The 21,732-nt window shown below is 36.2% G+C and carries 14 protein-coding genes and 1 pseudogene; 6 read left to right on the top strand and 9 right to left on the bottom strand.

Translation table 11 applies throughout. From position 1 onward, the window contains the following. Positions 1-1,815: an asparagine synthase (glutamine-hydrolyzing) gene (asnB, locus tag RGB74_RS02340; protein ID WP_310761385.1), complete on the bottom strand. Its 1,815-nt coding sequence runs from the start codon at positions 1,813-1,815 to the stop codon at positions 1-3. 409 nt (positions 1,816-2,224) lie between these two features. Here asnB and RGB74_RS02335 point away from each other — a divergent pair, with 409 nt between their 5' ends. The 4 genes and pseudogenes from RGB74_RS02335 (at position 2,225) to RGB74_RS02320 (ending at position 7,298) form a co-directional block, all read left to right on the top strand. Further along, positions 2,225-3,463 (top strand): MFS transporter, encoded by a 1,239-nt coding sequence (locus RGB74_RS02335; protein ID WP_310761384.1) that lies wholly within the window; start codon positions 2,225-2,227, stop codon positions 3,461-3,463. A gap of 126 nt (positions 3,464-3,589) precedes the next feature. Further along, entirely contained in the window at positions 3,590-4,879 is a 1,290-nt protein-coding gene (locus RGB74_RS02330; protein ID WP_310761383.1) for an ATP-grasp domain-containing protein, read from the top strand. After that, positions 4,785-5,786 (top strand): annotated as a pseudogene (cysK, locus tag RGB74_RS02325) (cysteine synthase A). The gene RGB74_RS02330 and the pseudogene cysK overlap by 95 nt, the downstream one beginning before the upstream one ends. A 294-nt stretch (positions 5,787-6,080) precedes the next feature. Beyond that, positions 6,081-7,298 carry a tetratricopeptide repeat protein gene (locus tag RGB74_RS02320; RefSeq protein WP_310761382.1) on the top strand — a complete coding sequence of 406 codons (1,218 nt, stop codon included), beginning with the start codon at positions 6,081-6,083 and terminating at the stop codon, positions 7,296-7,298. Between the two features lie 383 nt (positions 7,299-7,681). Here the strand turns inward: RGB74_RS02320 and RGB74_RS02315 are convergent, their stop codons facing one another. Beyond that, complete coding sequence (locus tag RGB74_RS02315; protein WP_310761381.1) at positions 7,682-7,891, bottom strand: hypothetical protein; 210 nt, start codon at positions 7,889-7,891, stop codon at positions 7,682-7,684. A 437-nt stretch (positions 7,892-8,328) separates the two neighbouring features. Here RGB74_RS02315 and RGB74_RS02310 point away from each other — a divergent pair, with 437 nt between their 5' ends. Next, positions 8,329-9,093: a zinc ribbon domain-containing protein gene (locus RGB74_RS02310; protein WP_310761380.1), complete on the top strand. Its 765-nt coding sequence runs from the start codon at positions 8,329-8,331 to the stop codon at positions 9,091-9,093. A 42-nt stretch (positions 9,094-9,135) separates the two neighbouring features. Here RGB74_RS02310 and RGB74_RS02305 read toward each other — a convergent pair whose 3' ends face one another. Then, complete coding sequence (locus RGB74_RS02305; protein WP_310761379.1) at positions 9,136-10,995, bottom strand: zinc ribbon domain-containing protein; 1,860 nt, start codon at positions 10,993-10,995, stop codon at positions 9,136-9,138. Positions 10,996-11,343: 348 nt separating this feature from the next. Continuing rightward, positions 11,344-13,494: a S8 family peptidase gene (locus RGB74_RS02300; protein ID WP_310761378.1), complete on the bottom strand. Its 2,151-nt coding sequence runs from the start codon at positions 13,492-13,494 to the stop codon at positions 11,344-11,346. A 346-nt stretch (positions 13,495-13,840) separates the two neighbouring features. Here RGB74_RS02300 and RGB74_RS02295 point away from each other — a divergent pair, with 346 nt between their 5' ends. After that, positions 13,841-15,523 (top strand): bifunctional metallophosphatase/5'-nucleotidase, encoded by a 1,683-nt coding sequence (locus tag RGB74_RS02295; protein WP_310761377.1) that lies wholly within the window; start codon positions 13,841-13,843, stop codon positions 15,521-15,523. Between the two features lie 34 nt (positions 15,524-15,557). Here RGB74_RS02295 and RGB74_RS02290 read toward each other — a convergent pair whose 3' ends face one another. From RGB74_RS02290 to RGB74_RS02270, 5 genes are all read right to left on the bottom strand, one after another. Continuing rightward, the gene (locus RGB74_RS02290; RefSeq protein WP_310761376.1) at positions 15,558-16,592 is read right to left on the bottom strand and encodes a DUF4179 domain-containing protein; all 1,035 of its coding nucleotides are present in this window, start codon (positions 16,590-16,592) and stop codon (positions 15,558-15,560) included. Beyond that, positions 16,586-17,161: a sigma-70 family RNA polymerase sigma factor gene (locus tag RGB74_RS02285; protein ID WP_310761375.1), complete on the bottom strand. Its 576-nt coding sequence runs from the start codon at positions 17,159-17,161 to the stop codon at positions 16,586-16,588. The genes RGB74_RS02290 and RGB74_RS02285 overlap by 7 nt, the downstream gene beginning before the upstream one ends. A gap of 130 nt (positions 17,162-17,291) precedes the next feature. Then, complete coding sequence (locus RGB74_RS02280) at positions 17,292-17,555, bottom strand: excalibur calcium-binding domain-containing protein (RefSeq protein ID WP_310761374.1); 264 nt, start codon at positions 17,553-17,555, stop codon at positions 17,292-17,294. 25 nt (positions 17,556-17,580) lie between these two features. Further along, positions 17,581-19,467 (bottom strand): SpoIID/LytB domain-containing protein, encoded by a 1,887-nt coding sequence (locus tag RGB74_RS02275; RefSeq protein ID WP_310761373.1) that lies wholly within the window; start codon positions 19,465-19,467, stop codon positions 17,581-17,583. Positions 19,468-19,573: 106 nt separating this feature from the next. Further along, a complete protein-coding gene (locus tag RGB74_RS02270) occupies positions 19,574-21,616 on the bottom strand; it encodes a pre-peptidase C-terminal domain-containing protein (RefSeq protein ID WP_310761372.1) in 2,043 nt (680 codons plus the stop codon). Positions 21,617-21,732: the final 116 nt, after the last annotated feature.

Below are 21,732 nucleotides of genomic sequence, written 5' to 3'. Positions count from 1 at the left end.
TTAAATCAAAACCTCTACTTTGGCGGAATGAGAGCCGATCGAAACATCATATTGCGTTGACCAGAGCTGGAACATCATTACAGACCATAATGCAAGAGCATTCTTATCGCTCGGCTCATGCGCCTGTTGATTCAACAACTGATCAATTGTCTTTACATTAAATAAATTCTGGTTTCGGATGGTATCGTAATTTAGCGCTTCCTGAATAAAGGTAAACAAAGGAAGACCCGGTCTCATCATCGCATTAATAGGAAGCGTAAACGGCTGCTTCTTTCTGTGTAAAACGGAATGTGGAAGCAATCCATCTGCTGAACGATACAGAATACGTTTTACTTGTTCTCCCTTGATGCGCTCATCATCCGTGAGTTGACTTGCAAAATTGACGATACGTGGCTGACAGAACGGCACTCTCACTTCAACAGAATGAGCCATACTCAAGTGATCTACACGACGAAGGTGATAGTTAGGTAACCGATATGATCGTTCGAACTCCAAAATCGTATCAAGACGATTACCGTTTTTACTTTTCAGTTTTTCTTCAATTGCTTTTCCCATTCTGCCTTTTTCATTTAGGTATGCCGTGTAATCGGAACTATATAGACTCTCACGGATACTCTGATTTACAGCTCCCAATGAATCGACGTATGGACGTATCCAATCTCCCATGCAAGTCATCGCTTCTTTATAGCGATCATATCCTCCGAACATTTCATCTGCTCCATCTCCAGACACAGCAACCTTAAATCCCGCTTGATTTATAGCTTCAAATAGTGAATAGGTACTTAAAGTAATTGGATCTGCGTTAGGCTGACCGAGCTGCTTCACAACCTGGGGAATGATATTTTGGAATTCTTTTGGATCAATTGTCACTTGATGGTGAATCGTACCGTTCTTCTCAGCTACTTCTCTAGCAAAAGCTTTCTCATCGAATGGCCAGTCACCCTTGTATGCGATGTTGAACGAATGGATGCCTTTTTTATGTTGGCTCGCGATCGCAGTAATCAGACTTGAATCGAGACCACCGCTGTTAATTGTAGAAATAGGCACATCAGCCTCAAGAAGCCCCTTCACCTCATTTGTTAAATAGGATAGCAATGATTGACTCGAGGCTTCATATCCCTCGATTGGTTTGGACGCTGTTAAATAAGTTTTCCACTTACTTACTTCAGGGCAAGCCCCTGGTCTAACTTCTAAAAACGAAGAAGCGGGAATCGTATAGATTCCTTCAAACATCGTACGTTCACCGAAAATAGCTTTTGTTGTCAGGTACGAATCGACCCCTTGAAGCCATAGGTTTTTCGGAATATTTTCAAACCCAAGGAGAGAGGGAAGTTCAGATGAGAAATAAAAAGCTCCTTTGGCTTCATCCCAGTAGTAATACAGTGATTTTATTCCGATTGGATCTGTCGCTAATAAAAGCGTATGCAAATCGTTTCGAGTATCAATAACCGCAATGGCAAACATACCATCAAGATACCGCACAAAATCTTTTCCATACTCAAAGTACATTGCTGGGAGAATTGAGCCGTCACAGTGGTCATTAAAAACATAACCTTTTTGTACTAATTCCTTGCGAAGAGCTTCATGGTTATAAATTTCACCGTTAAAAACCACGCTGATATGTTCACCTAGTTCGTATGGCTGTTCTCCGTTATCTAGATCAACAATGGAAAGTCGGTTGTTCCCAATCGCCCAGCCAACCCCATTTTTAAAGGATTGCTGATCCGGTCCACCGGCTAACTGTAAATTTGATACTTCTCTTAGAACGCTCTCCGCTACCTTTTCTGGTCCAATGTAACCAAAGATTCTACACATCCATGTATCCACTCCTATTTGTGTTTTTGGCAAGTCTAGCTCAGCCAAGTTAAAACAATTTTATATAGCAGGAGTTGGAAAAAGATATTGTAAAGCAGGTTAAGCTTTTACTTTCCTCCGTAAATAAACTTCTATATTTTTTCAACAATTTCATAAAAATGAAAACTTACCAAGTATTAGCTTAAGAAGAATAAAGATTTATTATTGTCATTAACAATCCATTCATAAGTTGGCTTTTCAAGATCCCTTGTCAAGAGCCGTTGTAAGAAGAAGAGTTAAAACAAATGTTACCCCCAGTAAATGTATTTACCCAAAAAATGAAGGGTGCTATAGTTTGATTTAATTCACGGGAGTGAATCATAAAGGCATTTGTTTTTAGAGGATACAACTAGAAGAGAGGATGAAAAAAATGATTGATTTACTTCGTAACAACAATGCAAGGCTAATCATCCTGAACACATTATTTTCTGGGCTTGGTTCAGGGATTATTATTATTGGAGTCTCATGGTACCTGGTCCAATTAGATCCTCAAAATGGGGGAAGCCTTGGGTTGCCAATGTTAATTTCAGCGGTAGTAACATTCTTTCTCGCTCCATATCTTGGTGTATTTATCGATCGATACTCAAGGAAACGTTTTTTCATGGGGTTACAGTTTACAATGATTTTTTTGAATACTGCTTTAGTTTTTGCGGGCATGCTATTTTCTTTTAACTTAATTGTCTTAACACTCATTTACTTAACAGGAACCCTCTACTTTACAGTTCATTACCCAGTTTTAAATGCCCTCGTACAGGAATTATTTTCAAGCAATCAATACAAAGAAGTAAATAGTCTATTGGAAATCGAAGGACAAACCGCTTCGATGGTTTCTGGAGCAATGGCAGCCATGCTATTGGCACCACTCGGCTTAACCGGATTGCTCTGGATCAATGTACTGTTATACGTTCTATCAGCCATTACATTGTTTTTTGTTTCCTATCAATCTAAAGAAAAAGTAGTAAACAGAGGTAAGAAAAGAATCATGATGGAGTTTTTAGAAGGATTGCATTACTTAAAACAAAACCAAAAGCTCGCTTGGTTTTTCTTATTGACCTTCTCACCATATCTTTTAGTACTGATGAGTAATTATCTCAATCCTATCTATGTCTCGGTGATGCTTGATGGTCGATCAAACACATTTGCCATAGCTGAATTCACTTACGCATTTGGAGCAATTTCCATCGGCTTTTTAATTAATCAATTTAGTAAGCGTTTTTCAGAAACCATTCAAATTATTATTTTTATGTTTTTTATCGGAATCTCTTTCTATAGTCTTTCCTTTTTACACATGAATACCCTCCTCTGGACAGTTATGGCTATCATGGGCTTTTGTAATGCAGGCAGTCGAATCATTAGAAACACACTGATTATGGTACACGTTCCACCTCAATATCTGGGTCGTGTAAACACAACTTACCAAGTCCTCACAACACTTTTTAGAGTGGTTCTTCTTACAGTTTTCTCTGGAATCATGAGTAAAGATCTTATCACTTACTTATACGCAGGTTTAGGCGTTGCATTGCTCCTGTTCTCTATTATCTCTCTTCCATTAAGTAAGTCAGTGATTTTAGAAAAAACACCGGAATCAAAATTAAAAGCAGCTAAGTAAAAATACTTCAAACAAACCGGCTATAGTTTGGTTACACAAAGTAAAATCTAGTAAACTTCTACTCGTCACATATCAGGTATATGACAATGATAGCGTTAGAGCAATTCAGAAAGCGGGGTTTTTAAGATGAAAAAACATATTGCGTTTTTAGAAAGTAATTTATCTGGATCAGGATTTGAAGGATTAAAAGTGGCGAAAGAAATGGGATATCACGTCACTTTCTTAACTCGGGATCTTCAACGATATCTTGATGTTCCTGGTGGGGCAGACTATTTTAATCATTATGTTGATGATATTCGTTATTGCGAAACCAACACTGTAGAAGATGTACTTCATGAAATTCATAAAGAGATCAAAGAAAAGACCTTCTCAGCTTTTTTAACATTAGGGGAGTATGATGTACCCATAGCGGCTAAAGTGGCCAAGCACTTAGGTCTTCCTACCCTTGATCCAACTGCAGCAACAATCGCTCGAAACAAGTATCTCACCCGAGTTTATTGCGAAAAAGCCGATGTGCCCATTCCCAGATTTAAAGCGGTGAGAGAGAGCGCTGATTTACAAGAAATCATAGGTGACATTGGCTTTCCATGTATCCTAAAACCCGTAGATGAAACAAGCAGCACTGATGTAGTAAAATGCAACGATTTAGAAGAGTTGATCAGTCACTTTGAGTCCATTAAAAACAAGGCTGAAAACACAAGAGGGCAAAGTCGATCAAACAAGGAATTGCTGGTAGAAGAATACATGGTTGGATATGAAGTCAGCATCGAGGTGTTAACTCATCACGGAAAACATGTGGTTATCGGCGTAACCGATAAATTTTTATCTGCTGGGAAGCACTTCGTTGAAGTAGGTCATTCATTCCCTTCTGGCTTACCCGAAAAGATTGTAAAAGAGTGTGAGAAAGTTGCTGTTGACTCACTTGATGCTATTGGTTTCAATATGGGGGCATCTCACATCGAAGTGAAAGTAACAAAAGAAGGAGTAAAATTAATAGAGATTAACGCTAGACCTGGAGGAGACAAAGTTCCTACACTTGTTGAACTGAGCATGGGATATTCGATCGTCAAAGACGTACTCAAACTATATTTGAATGAAACACCTGATCTATTTGATAAACAACAGGTGAAAAAAGGAGCCGCAATTCGATTTATTACTGCTTATCCAGGTGTTATCCAACATTTGTCCGGCATTGAAGAAGTGAACATGCTAACTGGAATTCAGCAGTTTGTTATGTCTGCCTCAGTTGGAACTGTCGTGAAACCACTTGATCGAAACGGTCATCGTTTGGGGCATGTGCTCGTCGTTGCCGATTCACCTTATGAAGCTTCACGAATCGCAGATACTGCAATCGGTCAACTCTCTATTGAAACCAATACTTTGTCGAAGGAAGCCGCTTATGCAAACCATGTCTAAGGAAAAAATTTTTAATAGTGTATTAGAACTGATCGGAAATACGCCAATAGTAAAGTTAAACAATATGAGTAATGGAGCTGACATTTTAGCCAAACTAGAAATGTATAACCCTACTTCTAGTGTAAAAGATCGAATCGGTCTAACCATGATTGAGTCGGCTGAACAAGCAGGAATTATTACACCAGGTAAAACGATGATTATAGAACCCACTTCAGGAAATACAGGGATCAGCTTAGCTCTTGTTGGACTTATTAAAGATTACCGCGTGACGATTGTTATGCCTGATAGCATGAGTGTTGAAAGAATGAAAATGATGAAAAGCCTTGGCGCCTCTGTCATTCTGACACCTGGAGCGGAGGGTTTTCTTGGCACCATCGAAAAAGCAAAGAACATCCGAGATAAAACACCTGATTCCTGGTTGCCTCTTCAATTTGAAAATCCCTATAATCCAATCGCCCATCTAAAAACAGGAGAAGAAATATGACGTGATACAGCAGGTAAAATAGATGTCCTCGTTGCAGGTGTTGGGACGGGCGGAACGCTTAGTGGCACAGCTGAACAGCTTAAAAAGTATAACTCGAATATTAAAGTTATCGCTGTCGAACCTGAAGAATGTGCGTTACTTTCAGGGGGGAATCCAGGTCTGCATAGAATCCAAGGCTTACTTGGAGGGTTTATCGCAAAAACTACCAATCGTAGCCTGATCGATGAAGTCATCCCATGTTCATCTGAAAATGCACTTCAGACGATGAAAGAACTTACTAAGCAAGAAGGGCTTTTTGTGGGAATATCATCTGGTGCAGCTATGTGGGCTGCCCGAGAAATCTCTAAACGTTCTACATTCTGCGGTAAACGGATTGTAGTTATCTTCCCAGACTCAGGAGAACGCTATTTAAGCGTAATATAATGTTTCACAACAAATTGATAAAACAATCAAGAACTTTATTTATGATTTTGGTTTTGTTTAATAGTCTTGGAGTTGATTAGAAACTATTCAATTATACAAAAACTAAAATGTACATCAGATATTCGGATCATGGGATATCTGATTTTTTTGTGGAATCTATTCCCGATTAAATAGATAAGAGTTTTTTAAAATATTTTGGTAAAATTTACATAGTTAAATAATGTTATATGGTAATATTGAATAGATAGGTAAGAAAAAAGTTAGTGCGATGAAAAACGATAGGAGCTATGATCAATGATTGGTAAAAGGATTAAAGAAGCACGCACTCAAATAGGTATTTCCCAGCGCCAACTTGCTGGCGAAGACATGACAAGAGCTTATATCAGTTTAATCGAAAAAGGACATGCAATACCATCAGAAAAAACATTACGAATAATTGCAAATCGACTTGATAAACCTTTATCTTATTTCATGGGTGACGAAGATGAAGATAGCACAGAAATCTCAGAAGCCATGCTAGAAAGAGCCATTAAAAAGGCCAAGGAAGGCCATATAGACTCAGCTCTTAACATTGCAAATAGAATCTTCTCCACCACCCAATCCCTTCCTGTAACAGTAGATACATATTTTTTTATTATTGAAACAAAGCTGAATCAAGGTCTTTATGATGAAGTATTAGATTATGGAGAAGAAGCGCTGCCTGAAATACTAGCATTAAAAGATCGACACGCTATTGTCCGCTATTACATGCTTATAGGAAAAGCTGCTTTCAGGACAGAAAATTTTTCTCTAGCAAAAAAGTCATATGAGAAGGCAGTAAAATATAGTAATCAACTCAAAAAACTACAAGATGAAAAAATACAGGCTTTAACATTTCTGGGCACTACTAGCATTCGATTAGGAAATATTAAAGAAGCGATAGAATACTATATTGAGGCTGAGAAAGAAGTATCACTTACGGGCAACCGGTTATTCCATGGCCAGATTCTTATGGGTCTCGGAAAAGCATACTTGAAGACATGTGAATACGAGAACTCATTGATATGTGCTGAAAAATCCATAGCATTACTAGGAGATTATGAGCAGGAAAAGGTTTATGCCCTTCATAATAAAGCGATTGTGAATTACATGCTTGGAAATGAGGAAGAAGCGATTGATATTCTAAAGGAATGTTTACAAATCTATAAGAATAGTAATCAGTCTTTAAAGCAAGCTTTTATATTAGAAGAACTTACTAAAATCAGCATCGAAAAAGAAAATTTTCATAAAGCTAAGCAGTATTGCGATGAAGCAATTAAACTTCTAGAAATAGAAGAAGACGGAATCCTAAGAGGGAAATTGTATCGGGAAATGGGACAAATTTTACGATATGAAGGGCAATTGGATCAGGGATATTACTTCTTAAGAATGAGCTATGACTTGCTTATTAGATTAAAAGCTACTAATGAAGCTGGAGAAAGCCTTCGCTTATTAAGTGGAAGTGTGACTGCAATATCAGACAAACAAAAATAAAAAGAAGCTGGAACTTTTTCGGCTTCTTTTTATTTGGTTCTTTTCTAAAGGATTGTTGCTTTTTAGCAATTTTCGTAAAGAGACTTCATTGACAAGTTGATTGGAGTGCAAGGGCAAGGTGCGAGACTCCTGCGTGATCAGTGGGACAGGTGAGACCATCCAATGGCGCAAAGCGACGAAGGGGCTCACCGCACGCCCCGCGGAAAGCAACATCCTGAAACGGAAATCAACCACTTTCAAAAGCAACAAAGTATGCGAAAACAGCTTTTTTGAGATCTTACCTTGATAAAATGCTAGAATCTGAGCTTTTGAATCGAATAAGTCAAAATGATATTTTATTAAATAAATCCATCCATTTTTTTGAAATGCGTTTAAGCTTTTACCTAAAAATTTTGCTTGATAATAGGTGTTGGGTCAATAGCTTCTGCGACTTTGAAATCTTGTATATCAGACGGGATTGGTTTGATTATAGGTGTCGGATCATTAGCTTCAGACAAATTAAAACTTGGTCCTTCTTTTATCAATAAAAATCCGTATGTTCCTGTTCCTACTACAGTTAAGGATAAAGCAATCCCCGCAAGTAATTTTTTCAATTTTTTCTGCCTCCTGAGCGATTTAGTCTGGTTTATTTAATTAACCTTATTTAATCTTCTACTATTTTCTTACCATGGGGTATCCGTTAAAAAACATTTACCTTATGTAAATAAACTCCTTGTATTTATAGGAAAAAATACTCATTGTTTTTCATATTATATACCATTATTACTAAAATTTACATAATATTATAAATCAAAATTATTTTATATTTATCTTAGTACCGCGCCCTCTTTTTTGAAGCCTAGTGTCTCTCTTATTACTCCCTTTATGAGTAACAAATGTCACATATAGGATGATGCAAGTAATTTGTAGTCTTCAGGGTTAGATAATACATTTATTATAAAAAATACTACAAACTGTATATTTTTGCTGTATAATTTATGGGCAGTAGTAATTTTATACTATTTTTATTCTATGTTGAGGGGGATTTTCAATGGTTTGTAGTAAGTGTCAACATGAAAATACAGGGGGAAAGTTTTGTGGAAAATGCGGAAATAGTTTGTTAGCAGATGTAACAAATGAAGTAGCTGCGACTTCTGTTCCCACACATTCTGCACAACAGCCAAATGTTCATGTGGAGAATGCAAAAAAAGTAACAAAAATGTATTTCGGGTATTTTATGAACATTTTAAAAAGCCCATATTCTCAGTCTAAATCAATTGGCACCGAACATTTTATAAATGGACTAATCACCGTGGCATTGTATGCATTATTTATTCCATTGATGGTGTATCTAGGTTTAAAAGATACAATCGGAATTTTTCACGATTCACCATTTTTTACTTTTGTCGTTAAGCCCTCATTTGGTTATGCTGTTTTTATCATGTTAGTTGCAAGTTATTCATTTGCCGCTATAAAATTAGGAAAAGTTCAAGTTAGCTATCAAGCTGTTATCGCTAGGTTTGGAAGTCTATTAGTACCATTTGTTGGTATGTTTGGTCTAGCTTTATTATTTGCAGTTTTAGAGATTAAATTTTTTGTACTTATCTTATTTATTGGTTTTATCGGATCTATTTTTACAGTTCCTGCTTTAACAATATCAAGTTTCAAAAAAGACACTAGTAGTGGATTGGATGTCGTTTACGGAACCATTCTTACATATGTGGCTACCTTTATTACTCTTGGTATTATGGCAAATATTTTATTAGAAGCCATAAAGAATGCTTTAGAGCAATGGTTTGGCAGCTTCTTTTTTTAAAGAAAAGCTCAGCGGAAAAATAGTCCGCTGAGCTTTTTCTTCTTATTTTATATTCGTTAACATTAACTCTCCGTTATCTAAGTCAGCAGTATAAGTCCAGTTATATTTCTTAGTTTTTGTAGAGCCACCTTCACTTATGGAAATTTCCTCAGTAGTTTTGATGATAAGAATATCTCCATCTTGTGACCAATCATCTACATTATAAGTTACAACTTCTTCAGAGATCCCCTTTTCACTCAAGCTTTTAACAACAGATTGCTGAGCTTTATCTAATGAACTTCCAGGTTTAATATAAGAGGAAACATAGCTATAATCACCATAATTGACAGCTTCAACAAAGCCATTAATATAATTAGACATAAGAGCATCAACATTGTCATCAGAAATAGAAGTGGATTCTTCGGTAGAGGCACTTGCAGATGCCCAAGCACTTACATATTCTTTAGGCTCTTTTTCTTTCACTGTCTTTACATTTTCTGAATCAAAACCGTACGATTGACTAGTGCTATTTATAAGCCAATTCTTACTATTTTGATTGTATGTAAGTTCATATGTCCAATACTCTTCATCATCTTCTAATTCAGGTGTATCATCTTCATAATAAAAATCGGAATAATAATCTTGCTTAGTATCTACATTAACCTTCCAAGAATCACCATCGTGAAACACATTAAATGAATCCAGGTCAAAGGTAGTAGCAAGATATTTACCTTTAAAATAAATATCATTATCTTTAGCTTCTTGGATTTCATTGGAGATCTTTTCTTCATATTCGTTTGTAGTATTAGAGATTTTTTTTGCATCTCCAGAAGTATAAGCGACAATCCATTCTTTATCATGTTTAACGATTGTGTCCATTAACATCTTTTTAAATTCTTTATTATTTGTTAAATCAACCATGATATTGTTATCTTCAATTTTCATTTTATCTGTTTTGATAGTTCCCCAAGGAAACTTTGCTTCAACAGCCAGTGTCATAGAACCATCTGTAAGTACCGGTCCAAAAGTAGGGTTCTTAAACGGATTTACTCCGACATCTTTTCCATTAATAAACAATTTCCCTTTAACACCTGATTCTGAATCAATATTTGATTCTAAATAAATATCTTCACCATCAAGGTTTATAGATTTGTAAGCTTCCTTACCTTGATTAATTAATGAAACTTTATCTTTTGACACCAGATCAACAAAATCAGTCTTTAATTTAGCTTCCAGTGTATATATACCTGGAAGAAAAGGACCAATTTTTTTCTCATAATCGGGTTTATTAGATTTTCCTACCTTTTTATCATTTAAATATAATGTAGTATTTTTATAGTTTGTACCTACTGTTAGGTAAACAGAATTAATATTAAGCTCATAGTTATCATAAAACAAAAATTTACCATTCTTTTCTAACGTTACTACATTATCATTTAAGTAATCTTCTGCAAATTCATCAAAAAAATCATTGGTTTTGGCAACTTTTTGTTCTTCATACTCCGATTGTTTTCGTAATAAGGAAATAATATTCTCTACTTCTTCAGGATTTTCATCTATGTATTTCACAAAACCTTTTACACTTATGTCATCAATTTTTAACTTCTTGTCATTAGATGTAAGTAAATCAGCAATTTCTTCTGAATCTTTTTCATTTAATGCTGTTTCAAAGTTATCAATCAAACGGTCTTTATCAGTAAGGACATCGCCAGTTTTGTAAGCTCCTAAAAGTACGGCTGCACCTATACCTGCTGCAATTAAAAGTCTTTTCTTCTTCTTAGCCAATGGAGCTTTCTTGTACTCGTTTTTTGTTGTTTGTTGAATCATTTTGTTAGACTCAGTTGAAGTTATTTCTGTTCCACATTCATTACAGAACTGAGTATCTTTTTGTAGTGGACTACCACAATTTGTGCAAAAATCCATGTTGCATCCCCCTAATAATAAAGTACCAGCATAAAAACAACTACCTTTTTACTATTGTTTTTATATCCACGCATAATTATAGTACAAAATATTTATTAAATGATATAAAAAATTACATATAATACAAATTTTTGTTTAATTAATTCATTTGTTTAAAAAGTTTCAAATTCATTGTAATAAGGTGTTAACGATTTGAGGGGATGATTTTTTATGCGAGTTTACGGTCATCTGTAAAACAGGATCTTTCATAGCGGAACGAAAAGATGAGGGACTTTTTTTTCATCACATATACAATGCACTAAAATAAGAAAAACACGCTGAGTTTCCCCAACATGTTTTTCTTTAACATTAAACCACCTTCACCGATGTCCCCTTACTCACATTCCCGGCTTTGTCTTTTGCTGTTACGGTAAGATAAGTGCCCTTCTTCTGAGCCTTGATCGTTACTTTAAAATTACCCTTTGAATCTGCAGTTCCCGTTCCTATTGTTGTGCTTCCAACTTTAATCGTAATAATCGAGTTTGCCTCTGCTATTCCGGTTACTTGTGTTGTTTTTGTCGTTACTCTATTAACAGTCGGAGCTGCAGGAGGGATTTTGTCTTTCACCACTACTTTTGCAGATGAACTTACATTTTTTGCAGTATCTGATGCTGTTACATATATCGTAGCACCCGCTTTTTGAACGGGAATCTTAACATAAAAACTGCCTTTTGACGTTTCTTTTGTAATGTAACTTTTGCTGCCGATTTTGATGGTAACTGTTGTCTGTGCTTCTACGGTACCAGTAACAGCCGTCGATTTATTCGATACTTCTTTTACAACAGGTGATTTAGGCGGTGTTTTATCTTTGACGGTTAAGGTTTTCACTGAACTTTTATTACCGGCTTTATCCGTCGCCCACACTTCTACTTTTGTTCCTGCTTTTTGGAGCGGAATCGTGACTGAAAAAGTTCCCTCGCTCGTGTATTTTGTTGAATATATTTTACTGCTGATTTTTACATAAACCATAGCATTTTTTTCTGTTTTTCCAGTAACTTTCGTTAATTTATCTGTTATTTCATTAACGGTCGGCACGCTTGGTGCTATACCATCCAAAACGGTTACTACCGCTTTTTCGCTTGTTTCACCAATTCGTCTAAATGTTACGTATAATTTTTTCCATGCATTTTGTTTTGGAATGTTCACTGTAAAGTAACCATTATCCGCATAGCCCTTGCCTATTATTGTATTGCCATCTGAAACACTAAAGACTGTGCCGTCCTCTTCAGTTGTTGGTCCTCCTAAAAAACTTGAATAATTGTAAACCTTGTCTACTTGAGGAGCTGCAAACTTCAAACCAAGTGCTTTTCGAGCATTGACGCGGCCATTTCCAAACAAAGGGTCTTTCCCAGTCGTACCCAAATCATCCGCTGAATTGTATAATCGCTGAGCTACTTGTTCGTTCGTCAGATTAGGATTGTCTGCCAAGATTAGAGCTGCCACACCAGCAACAACTGGTGAAGCCATAGACGTTCCGCTCAATTCACCATAATAGCTATCCGGTAAAGTTGAATATATACTCGTACCTGGAGCTGTTATGTCTGTGTCTCCATAATTTGACCAATATGATAGTGTATCATCATCATCTGTCCATCCTACTGAAATGACATTTGGATAAGAAGAAGGATAATGAAGGTTATTTTTCCTTTCGTTACCAGCAGCTGCTATGACTACAACTCCATGTTGATACGCGTATTGAACGGCATCATTAAAAAGATCGCTATAATAATAGCCTCCTAAACTCATATTAATAATGTCTGCTCCATGTTCAACCGCATAATAAATGGCATCGATTACATCTGATGTGTAAGCATATTCGCCATCAAAAGCATCGATTGGCATGATTTTCGTATAAGGTGCTACACCGGCAACTCCAACTCCATTATTAATAGAAGCTCCAATAATACCAGCCACGTGTGTTCCATGGTCGTCTGGAGTTAAGTATTTGGTTGACCCGGTAACAATGTTATAAGGAAATACGATCCGGTTTACTAAGTCTTGCTGATATAAATCAATTCCCCCATCAATAACAGCAACAATTACATTTGGAGAACCTTTTGTTTTATCCCACGCTCTTTCCGTTTCAATCGTTTTATGATGCCATTCATCACTGAAATATTTATCATTTGGCGTATATTCTTTTTTGATTAAATAATCAGGCTCTGCATATTCGACATTTTCTCTCTTTTTTAACTCTTTAACGTACGTATGAATATCCTTTTCTTTTGGAACTTCTAGAGTTACGATTTCTTTGTTCTGGTTCACTTGATTTTCTAAGGATTCATGCCTGTTAAGGCTAAGCTTTTTCGCAGGTTCCTTAAATTTTACGATAACGCGTTCTGGAGCTTTTAATTTCATTTCTAACTTTGTATTCGTTGCTGCTCCAAGCGCCGTTTCAGGAAACTTGAATTGAAAAGAAAATACACCTACAAACATGAACAGAACGATGAGTCGTTTCATGAATAATCCCCTTTTTATACATCCATAAATTTAGATAATAACCAGTTTTATACATATGTAATAATACTATATTAATATCGGTTTTACCTTTAGAAAATTGAGAAAAGGCATTAAAATCTCTTATTTCTTTCTACTAAAAAAAGATCATAATCTGACTACTATTAATTCCGGCATTCAACAGTTAATATCCCATAAGATATTTTCCTAAATATTACATTTGTAACACGATTGTTATCATTACATTAAACTTTCAATTTCCAATTATATCGACATCCTTCGACCCCATTTGCAATTTTCAAATGCTACATTAGGTATGTATGACAAATTTTGAAAGGAATGTGATGGAATGTCGGTTAAACAATCGATTAAAAGTATACTAGCTTCATCCCTTGCTATAGGTCTAATTTCTTCTCAATTAACAATGCCTGCTTTTGCACAACCCAAGGCCAAACCTGAAAATAAGCCTCAAAAAGACAAAACTTTCAAGATGTCGATTATGCATACAAACGATACACACGCCCATATCGACAATGTGGCGAAACTAGCAACTGCAGTCAAAGAAGTTCGAGCAGCAAAGCCAGGCTCATTATTATTGAGTGCAGGTGATGTGTTCTCAGGTACACTTTACTTCAACGAGTTTAAAGGACAAGCAGACTTGGAGTTCATGAACCTGCTGAAATATGACATGATGACTTTCGGTAATCACGAATTTGATCTTGGTGCCAGCCCTGAAGGACATCAGGCGTTAGCTGATTTTATAAAGAATGCAGATTTTCCGTTTGTGAGTTCAAACGTTAACTTTTCAAAAGACGATCAGTTAAAAAACTTGTATAAGGGTTATTCTTTAAAATACAAAGATGGAAATATCTATTCAGCAGTTATTAAAAAAGTAAACGGCGAGAATGTAGGATTTATCGGACTCACTACAGAGGAAACAAAAGATATTTCAAGTCCTGAAAATGTAACATTTGAAAATTATATTAGAGAAGCAACTAAAGATGTGAAGCTATTAGAGTTATTAGATGTAAATAAGATTGTAGCCATCACACACCTTGGATATGATGACAATCCAGCCTATGACAATGATTTGGAATTAGCAAAACAAGTAAAAGGTATCGATGTCATTGTTGGAGGTCATAGTCACACACAACTGAATGCCCCTGTTATTGTGACAACAGATAAAAAAGGCAAAAAGAAGGATCCAACTGTTATCGTACAAGCCTACCAATATGAAGAATATTTAGGAACATTGGATGTGGAGTTCAATAAAAAAGGTGTAGTTACAGGACAATCGGGTCAACTAATCAAGTTAGCGGACAAAGCAGATGATCCTGAAACAGCTCAATTACTGAAGAAGTATTCCGGAAAAATCGCTGAATTGAAGAACAAGCCTACAGGTGGAGTAGCTGAAAAAGCTTTAGAAAACCCTCGTGGCAATACAGGATACAGTGTACGAAGCAGTGAGACTCCACTTGGAAACTTAATTACGGATGGTATGCTGGATAAAGCACGTGATTATAATCCAAACGTTGTGGCAGCCCTGCAAAACGGCGGTGGAATCCGAGCTGCAATCGATCCAGGTGAGATCACTTACGGAGATGTACTAACGACTCTTCCATTCGGAAACACACTTGCTACAATGAAACTGACTGGAGCAGAAATTAAAACAGCTCTTGAACATAGCGTAAGTCTGGCACCAGTGGAAAACGGCGGATTCCTTCATATGTCGGGAATGAAGCTTACTTATGACAGTACAAAATCTGCTGGCAGCCGTGTTGTTTCAATCGAATTGAAGAACACGGACGGAACCTATACAGCAATCGATCCGAGTAAGGAATATGTAATTGCAACAAATGCCTTTACCGCTAAAGGCGGAGACGGTTTCACAGTATTCAAAAACGCCTATGATCAAGGCCGCGTAACCGATCTCGGTCTGTCAGACTGGGAAAATCTCCGTGATTATGTTGCTGAACTAGGAACAGTTAATCCTCAGATTGAGAATCGAATTGTGGATGTTTCTAAACAATAAAAGTAAAGCTCGCCGGTCATTCGGCGAGCTTTTGTTATTCCTTTTTCAATGGAACGCTTATTACCGCATTTTCCGATACATCACTCGGATTGTACACTTTTACCGAAATAACGTCCGGTATGTCTTTTATAGGTGCAAAAGTAGACTTCGTAATAATTTTAACCTTACCATCAGGCAGATTCTCTATATTTCCTATGACTCCGTTGTCTGCTCCAACTTCTACAATACTATACAAATAATTCTTATTCTCTATCTTATCTTTATCGATAATCATTTCCGTTTCTAATCCGATTGCAGTCGGAGTGAATTGTACCCTTTTTACAATAATTTCTCCTCCTAAAGCTGCCATTTTCTGATTAGGTTCAAACGTGGATGACTGATCTATCTCTTTCGTTACAGGAATCTTAATATTCCATTTACCCTTTACACCTTGAATTTCAGAAAAATAGCATTCTAACGTAAAGTGATCTTCCTTTATAAAGTCTTGCGGATAAATTTGCAACTGGCCTTCATACTCATTAGCACTTAATTTCTTAAACTCATCGCCCAATCCGCCATGGAGCACAGAACCGTTTATTTTAAACTCATGCATGCCTTTCAGCAGCAAAAAATGAGATGCGCCAGCCCCGTTCGCGGGTGGATCTGGCCATTGTGTGGATGTATTATTTTTCACTTTATAATCCACCGTAAGATTATTCCCATCATAAGAAGCCTTTGTTAGCGTAACTTCAATGTCCTCAGAAACTGCTGTATATAGATGATCTTTTGTCGATTCTTGTTTATTTGCTGTATTCAATGTCTTTGCCGAATGAAAATCTTGATAAATCTGACCCATTACCGGTAGTTTTTGCAACACATCCGCTATCCCTTGAAAAACAAACCCTCCAACAAAAAGAACAAAAAAAGCAACCGTTAACAGGCTTGTAAGCACGAGCTTCATCCTAAGCGCAAAACGTTCTCTATTCGTATCCTGTCTGATCCGATTTCGTATTTCTCTATGCAATGAAGCCGGCGGCTGAACTTGATCAAGGTTATCATTGAGCTCGTTCTTAATATTTTCATTTAACATTCGTAGATCCCCGCCTCTCCTTTATCGATAGAGTGCCCATATTTTTTACGTAAAAATTGAATTGCTGTATGATGCCTGGACTTAACGGTTCCAAGCGGAATATTCAGCACACTCGCGATCTCATTCAGGGAATACTCGTAGAAATAGTAAAGGAACAAAACGGCTTTTAATTTGTAGGGCAGTGTATCGATCATAGAGCTCACCCACTGTTTATTTGTGCTTTTCATCCGTTCATCGTCATATACGTTTACTTCTTCCTTATTCACTTTCTTTAATTTCTGAATAAGTTCCATCCGTTTCCATGCTTTCAGTTTCCAATTTTTGATCTGACGAAAGACGAGACCATTGAGCCAAAATAAAAAGGGCTTTGAATCATCATAGTTAGAAATCGATTTCCAAACTTGAAAATAAATCTCATTCACCATTTCATCGACTTCCTGCTTATTCGAAGCAAGTACATAGACGGTATAATATACTTTTTGAATTGTAGCGAGATAAATCTCATCAAAGGCTGCAAGATCTCCTTCCTTTAACCGATTTATAACCGCTGGTGTAATCATGGGTTCCATCGAGGTCCTCCTATCAATAATCAATCACCCTATATTGTCACTTTCACCAGAAAAGGTTCATTTTCCCAAATTTTTTTATTCAACATAAATAAAGAGAACCACGGTATCCCGCGGCTCTCATCTTTGTATGTTAACGTTCGCAAGCGATTAAGTCTTTGTCTCGATCACTTTTTTTGTTTGCTTCATAAAGATTTTTTGAAACATACGGCTTATATTTCGTTTTTCCGCCTTTATTTTTTACATTGGCTGCTTTTGCAACTCCACCTTTGTAAGCTTTGTTTAATTCCGTACAATTTTTATATGTCTTTGCTTTCGGTGCAGCTGCTTCAGAAGGTGATGAAGCCACCCCAAGAACGACACCAGCAGAAAGTAAAATTGGCAGTATTTTTTTCATGTTTTATATCCTCCTATTTTCTAAACTATTTATTAATCCACAGAACACCTTCAGCTTTTTCTTCATAATAAGAGGTAAGCCCGGTTTGTTTTAAGAATGTTACTGGAACATATACATTTTTATTGATCATTTTCGGTCTAACGCTTAATGTGATTTTCTTTCCGTTTACGGTAGCCGTGTTATTGGTGAGTGATGCCGAAACTTTTCTGGCCCCATCCACAATCGCAAAGCTTTGAGATGACCAGTAGTACGTATATTTCATGTTATAACGCTTTGTTAAACCCGAAATTGGAACATAAAGTGTACTTCCATCACGGATAATGGATGCACCTAAACTTTGTACCTTACCAGAAGTTATCGGTGTAATTCCGTTTTTGTAACTGATTGTTTCTTTTACATTGACATAGTCTTCCACAACATATCCCGTATAGCTACCAATCTTCACCTTAAACCATTCTCCAGTTTTACCGAGAATCGTCAAAGATTGATTCAGTTTTCCTTTCGTCAAACTAGCTGAATCAGTTGTAGCAGTTTTACGGATATTAACGCCTTCATAATTGATTGTTCCTGTTACTTGCAGAGGTGTAGTTGGTATCGTCGTGATTTTGTCGTTTTGAATCACAGTGCCAGGATAATAGAATTTAAGAATATCCCTGAATCCCAACCCTTTACTTGCCATCGATTGAGCACCATACTGACTTAAGCCAACTCCATGCCCATAACCTAAAATGGTTAATTGATAATCAGTGGTTGTCGTCTTAACAGCAGATACATACTTGCTTTTTAGGCTGAGTGCATACTTTATTTGATCAGCGTTCAGTGTCACTTTTTTATACAAGCGTTTAACTGAATTATTTGAGTCCGCTATTACATTGCCTGAACTGTCTTTTGCAAAATAGGTGATATTAAAGTCAGCCTGTTTAATGCGTTTTCCTGATGTTCTTTCTTTTGACAGAGTAAAAGAATTGATGCTTACAATCTTTGCTGATTGACCAGCTGTAAGAAAACGTTTCTTTAGCTCATCAGTAAGTTTCGTATCTCTTTCTTTTACGCTGTCCCACCATAGTTCTGGATTCTTTAAGTCCAATCCTGTTAAAGTAATTTGAGTTTTATAAAATTTTGAGCTGGATACCTTTTTAGGATCATATGTATCCGCTTTTGCCGGGAAGTATGGCAGTTTAACAGCACCTACAGCTGGCCAAGCTCCAACATTCGTTTCAGTAAAGCCTCCATTTGAAGAAGAAAATAACGATTCTATTAATTTACCATTGTAAGTTAGGACTTTTCCTCTTGTTTCATAGGCAGCCTTTATGGAATCATTGTAATATTTGCTATATCCGACGTAACGTTGAAAAGAAGCTGTATCGTTAACTGATCGTTTTAAGCTTAAGGCATACATGACATACGTTCTAGCAGCGATTGCCTGTGCCCGAAGTGCATGAAGTTTGAATGCTGAACCCATTTCACCGGGAACAACACCTTTTACGTATTCCTCTACAGGGAGAATATTAATAGGTCTAATGTATGTAGCAGCCTCGATCGAAAACTTCATGGTTCCTAGATATGTTCTTTCGACTTTACCTAGAAGTGTTGTGACATGGCTAATTGAAACAGAACTTGGTTGAACAGTCAGTTCTTTTCCTTTTGTAATAAACTTGCTTCCGTCATAAAGATGAAGCTCACCTTTCAATAGTTTAACTGTGTATTTTTTATCTGAGGTTAATGTTCTTCCGCTAACCGACTCTTTGAAGCTGCCTTTGCTGATAAAAGAGAGCGAAGAAACATTCTGTATATCTTCTTTTAATAAAACAGAAACATTTGTATCCGCTGCGTTGGCTGTATTCGGTTTTGTAAAAAGAATGGAACTGAATACTAACAATACAGCAATAAAACCAATGGACCACTTCCTCATAAAACACCAACTTATCCTATTATTTACAAAATATAGTATAGCAGAATAATAGGATAATAGTAATAGAAAAAAAGACGGAATACCTAAGCATTCCATCTTTCATAATTTATTTTTCTGCACTATAACTGATTGCAGTTCGGGTACTTTCAAGCATACCTGAAGGTGTAATTGAGATATAAACTTTGCCAGCTGTTGTTCCGAGCTGCTTTAAAGAAATAGTTAAGCTTGAACCCTTTGAAGTAGAAGAAGCTAATAGCTTTCCTCCGCTTGAAGCACTATACACCTTAATCACATCGTTTTTTTGCAGTTTCGAAACATAGATCGTATCGTTTTTCTTCTTGTTGTTTGTAATTTTCACTTGGCTTGAAGCGAGTGCGTTTGCTTGTTCACCTTTATAAGTGACTGCTACTCGATCACTTTCTGCTAAACCAGATTTCGTAACACTTACATAGATTTTCCCGCTCTTTGTACCTACCTGCTTAATCGAAAGTGTAGCGGATGTTCCCGTTGAAGTTGCAGATGCAAGTAATGTTCCTTTACTGCTCGCATTATATACCTTCACCACATCACCTTTAGCTAAACCGTTTACAGTAACAGAGTCAGACTTACCTTTGTTGTTGTTTACCTTAACGTTTGCAGCTTTAACAGGGTTTGATTTCATATAAAACTTAAAATCATAGGCTTTATTATAAGAATCATATTCATTTTTTACTACGAAATAATAAGTTCCTTTATTCAGCCATACTTTTGAGTAGGAGTAACCTGATACTAGTTCGTCATCATTCGTATAAAAATAGGTATATACCCCACCATTGCTGTTCTGGATATGTCCATACCACCTTGCTCCTGGCAGTTGTTTAAAAGCTAACGAAACATTCCCGCTAGTAGGTACTGTAACCTTGTACACATCTGTATCATCAGAGTGCGAAATTCTTCCGGTATACGTATTGTTAAGCTTCGTAACAGTTGCAGATGTTAAACTATCGTTAAATTCTTTTTCATAAAAAGGACTCGCTTTAAAGCTGGCTTTTAATTTATAAGGATGATCATAAGCATAATCTGAATTGCTTACTTTTATATAATATGTTCCTTTTGGTAATCCCACTTGAGCAGTAGCATTTCCGCTTACAAGTTCACTGCTGTCTGTGTAAAACCAATCGTAAATACTGCCTGTACTATTTTGAATGTGCACATACCACTCCGAACCTGGCAATTGGTTTAAAGATAACGTTACATTACCGTCAGATGGAAGTGTGATTTTGAAGATATCGATATCGTTATAATCTTCTAAACTCCCATTATAAGTTTGATTTAAATTCATAGAATCTGCAGAAGTTAAATTATCATTAAATTCCTTCTCATAGTAATCACTTGCTGTATAACTTACTTTAAATTCATAAGGAGTTCCATAAGAGTTGCTATCATTTGCTATTTTTATGTAATATGTACCTTTTGGTAATCCTACTTGTGTAACAGCATCTCCCTCTACTAATTCACTATCGTCTGTAGTAATACTTTCGTAGATGGAACCATTACTATTTTGGATGTGCCCATACCAGCTGACCCAAGATTCTTGCTTCATAGTAAGCTGGATATTGCCGTCTTTTGGCAAAGTAATCTTATAGAAGTCAGCATCATAATAATCTCTTATTCCACCTTTATAGGATTCATTAAGATTGATTGGATTAGCAAAAGTAATACTGTCATTGAACTCTTTCTCATAATTATTGCTGGATGTAAAACTTGTTTTAAATTGATACTGTTTTCCATAAGCATTGTATTCATTTTTTACTCTGATATAGTAAGTCCCTGCTGGCAACCCAACTTGAGTTTCGGAATAACCAGACACTAGTTCGCTGTTATCCGTATAAAGATCTTCATAAATATTCCCGTTAATATCTTGTATTTTGGCATACCATTCTGCATCTGCTTGATTTTTTAAAGATAACGTCACATTCCCTGGACTAGTTAATGTGAATTTATAATAATCCTCGTCGTAATAATCTGTTACAGTTCCATAATAAGTCTTATTCAATTGAATCTGAACCGCTTCACTTACACCTGCTTGAACATAATGGTTATGTCCTACAAATAATACTGAAACAAGCATGAAAATAAATAACGTACTACTCTTTAAAATCCCCTTCAACTACCTCATCCTTTCAAATATGTAAAAACAAGATTATTTTACAGTATTTTCTTTTAAATGGGTATAGTTTACTAATATATTTTTACTATATAATTGGTAATTTTTTAAAATTTCAC

It is taken from the genome of Bacillus sp. NEB1478 (genome assembly GCF_031582965.1).
GTDB lineage: Bacteria > Bacillota > Bacilli > Bacillales > Fictibacillaceae > Fictibacillus.
The sequence above is the reverse complement of the archived record's forward strand: the minus strand, read 5'-3'. Positions and strand labels throughout refer to the sequence as shown.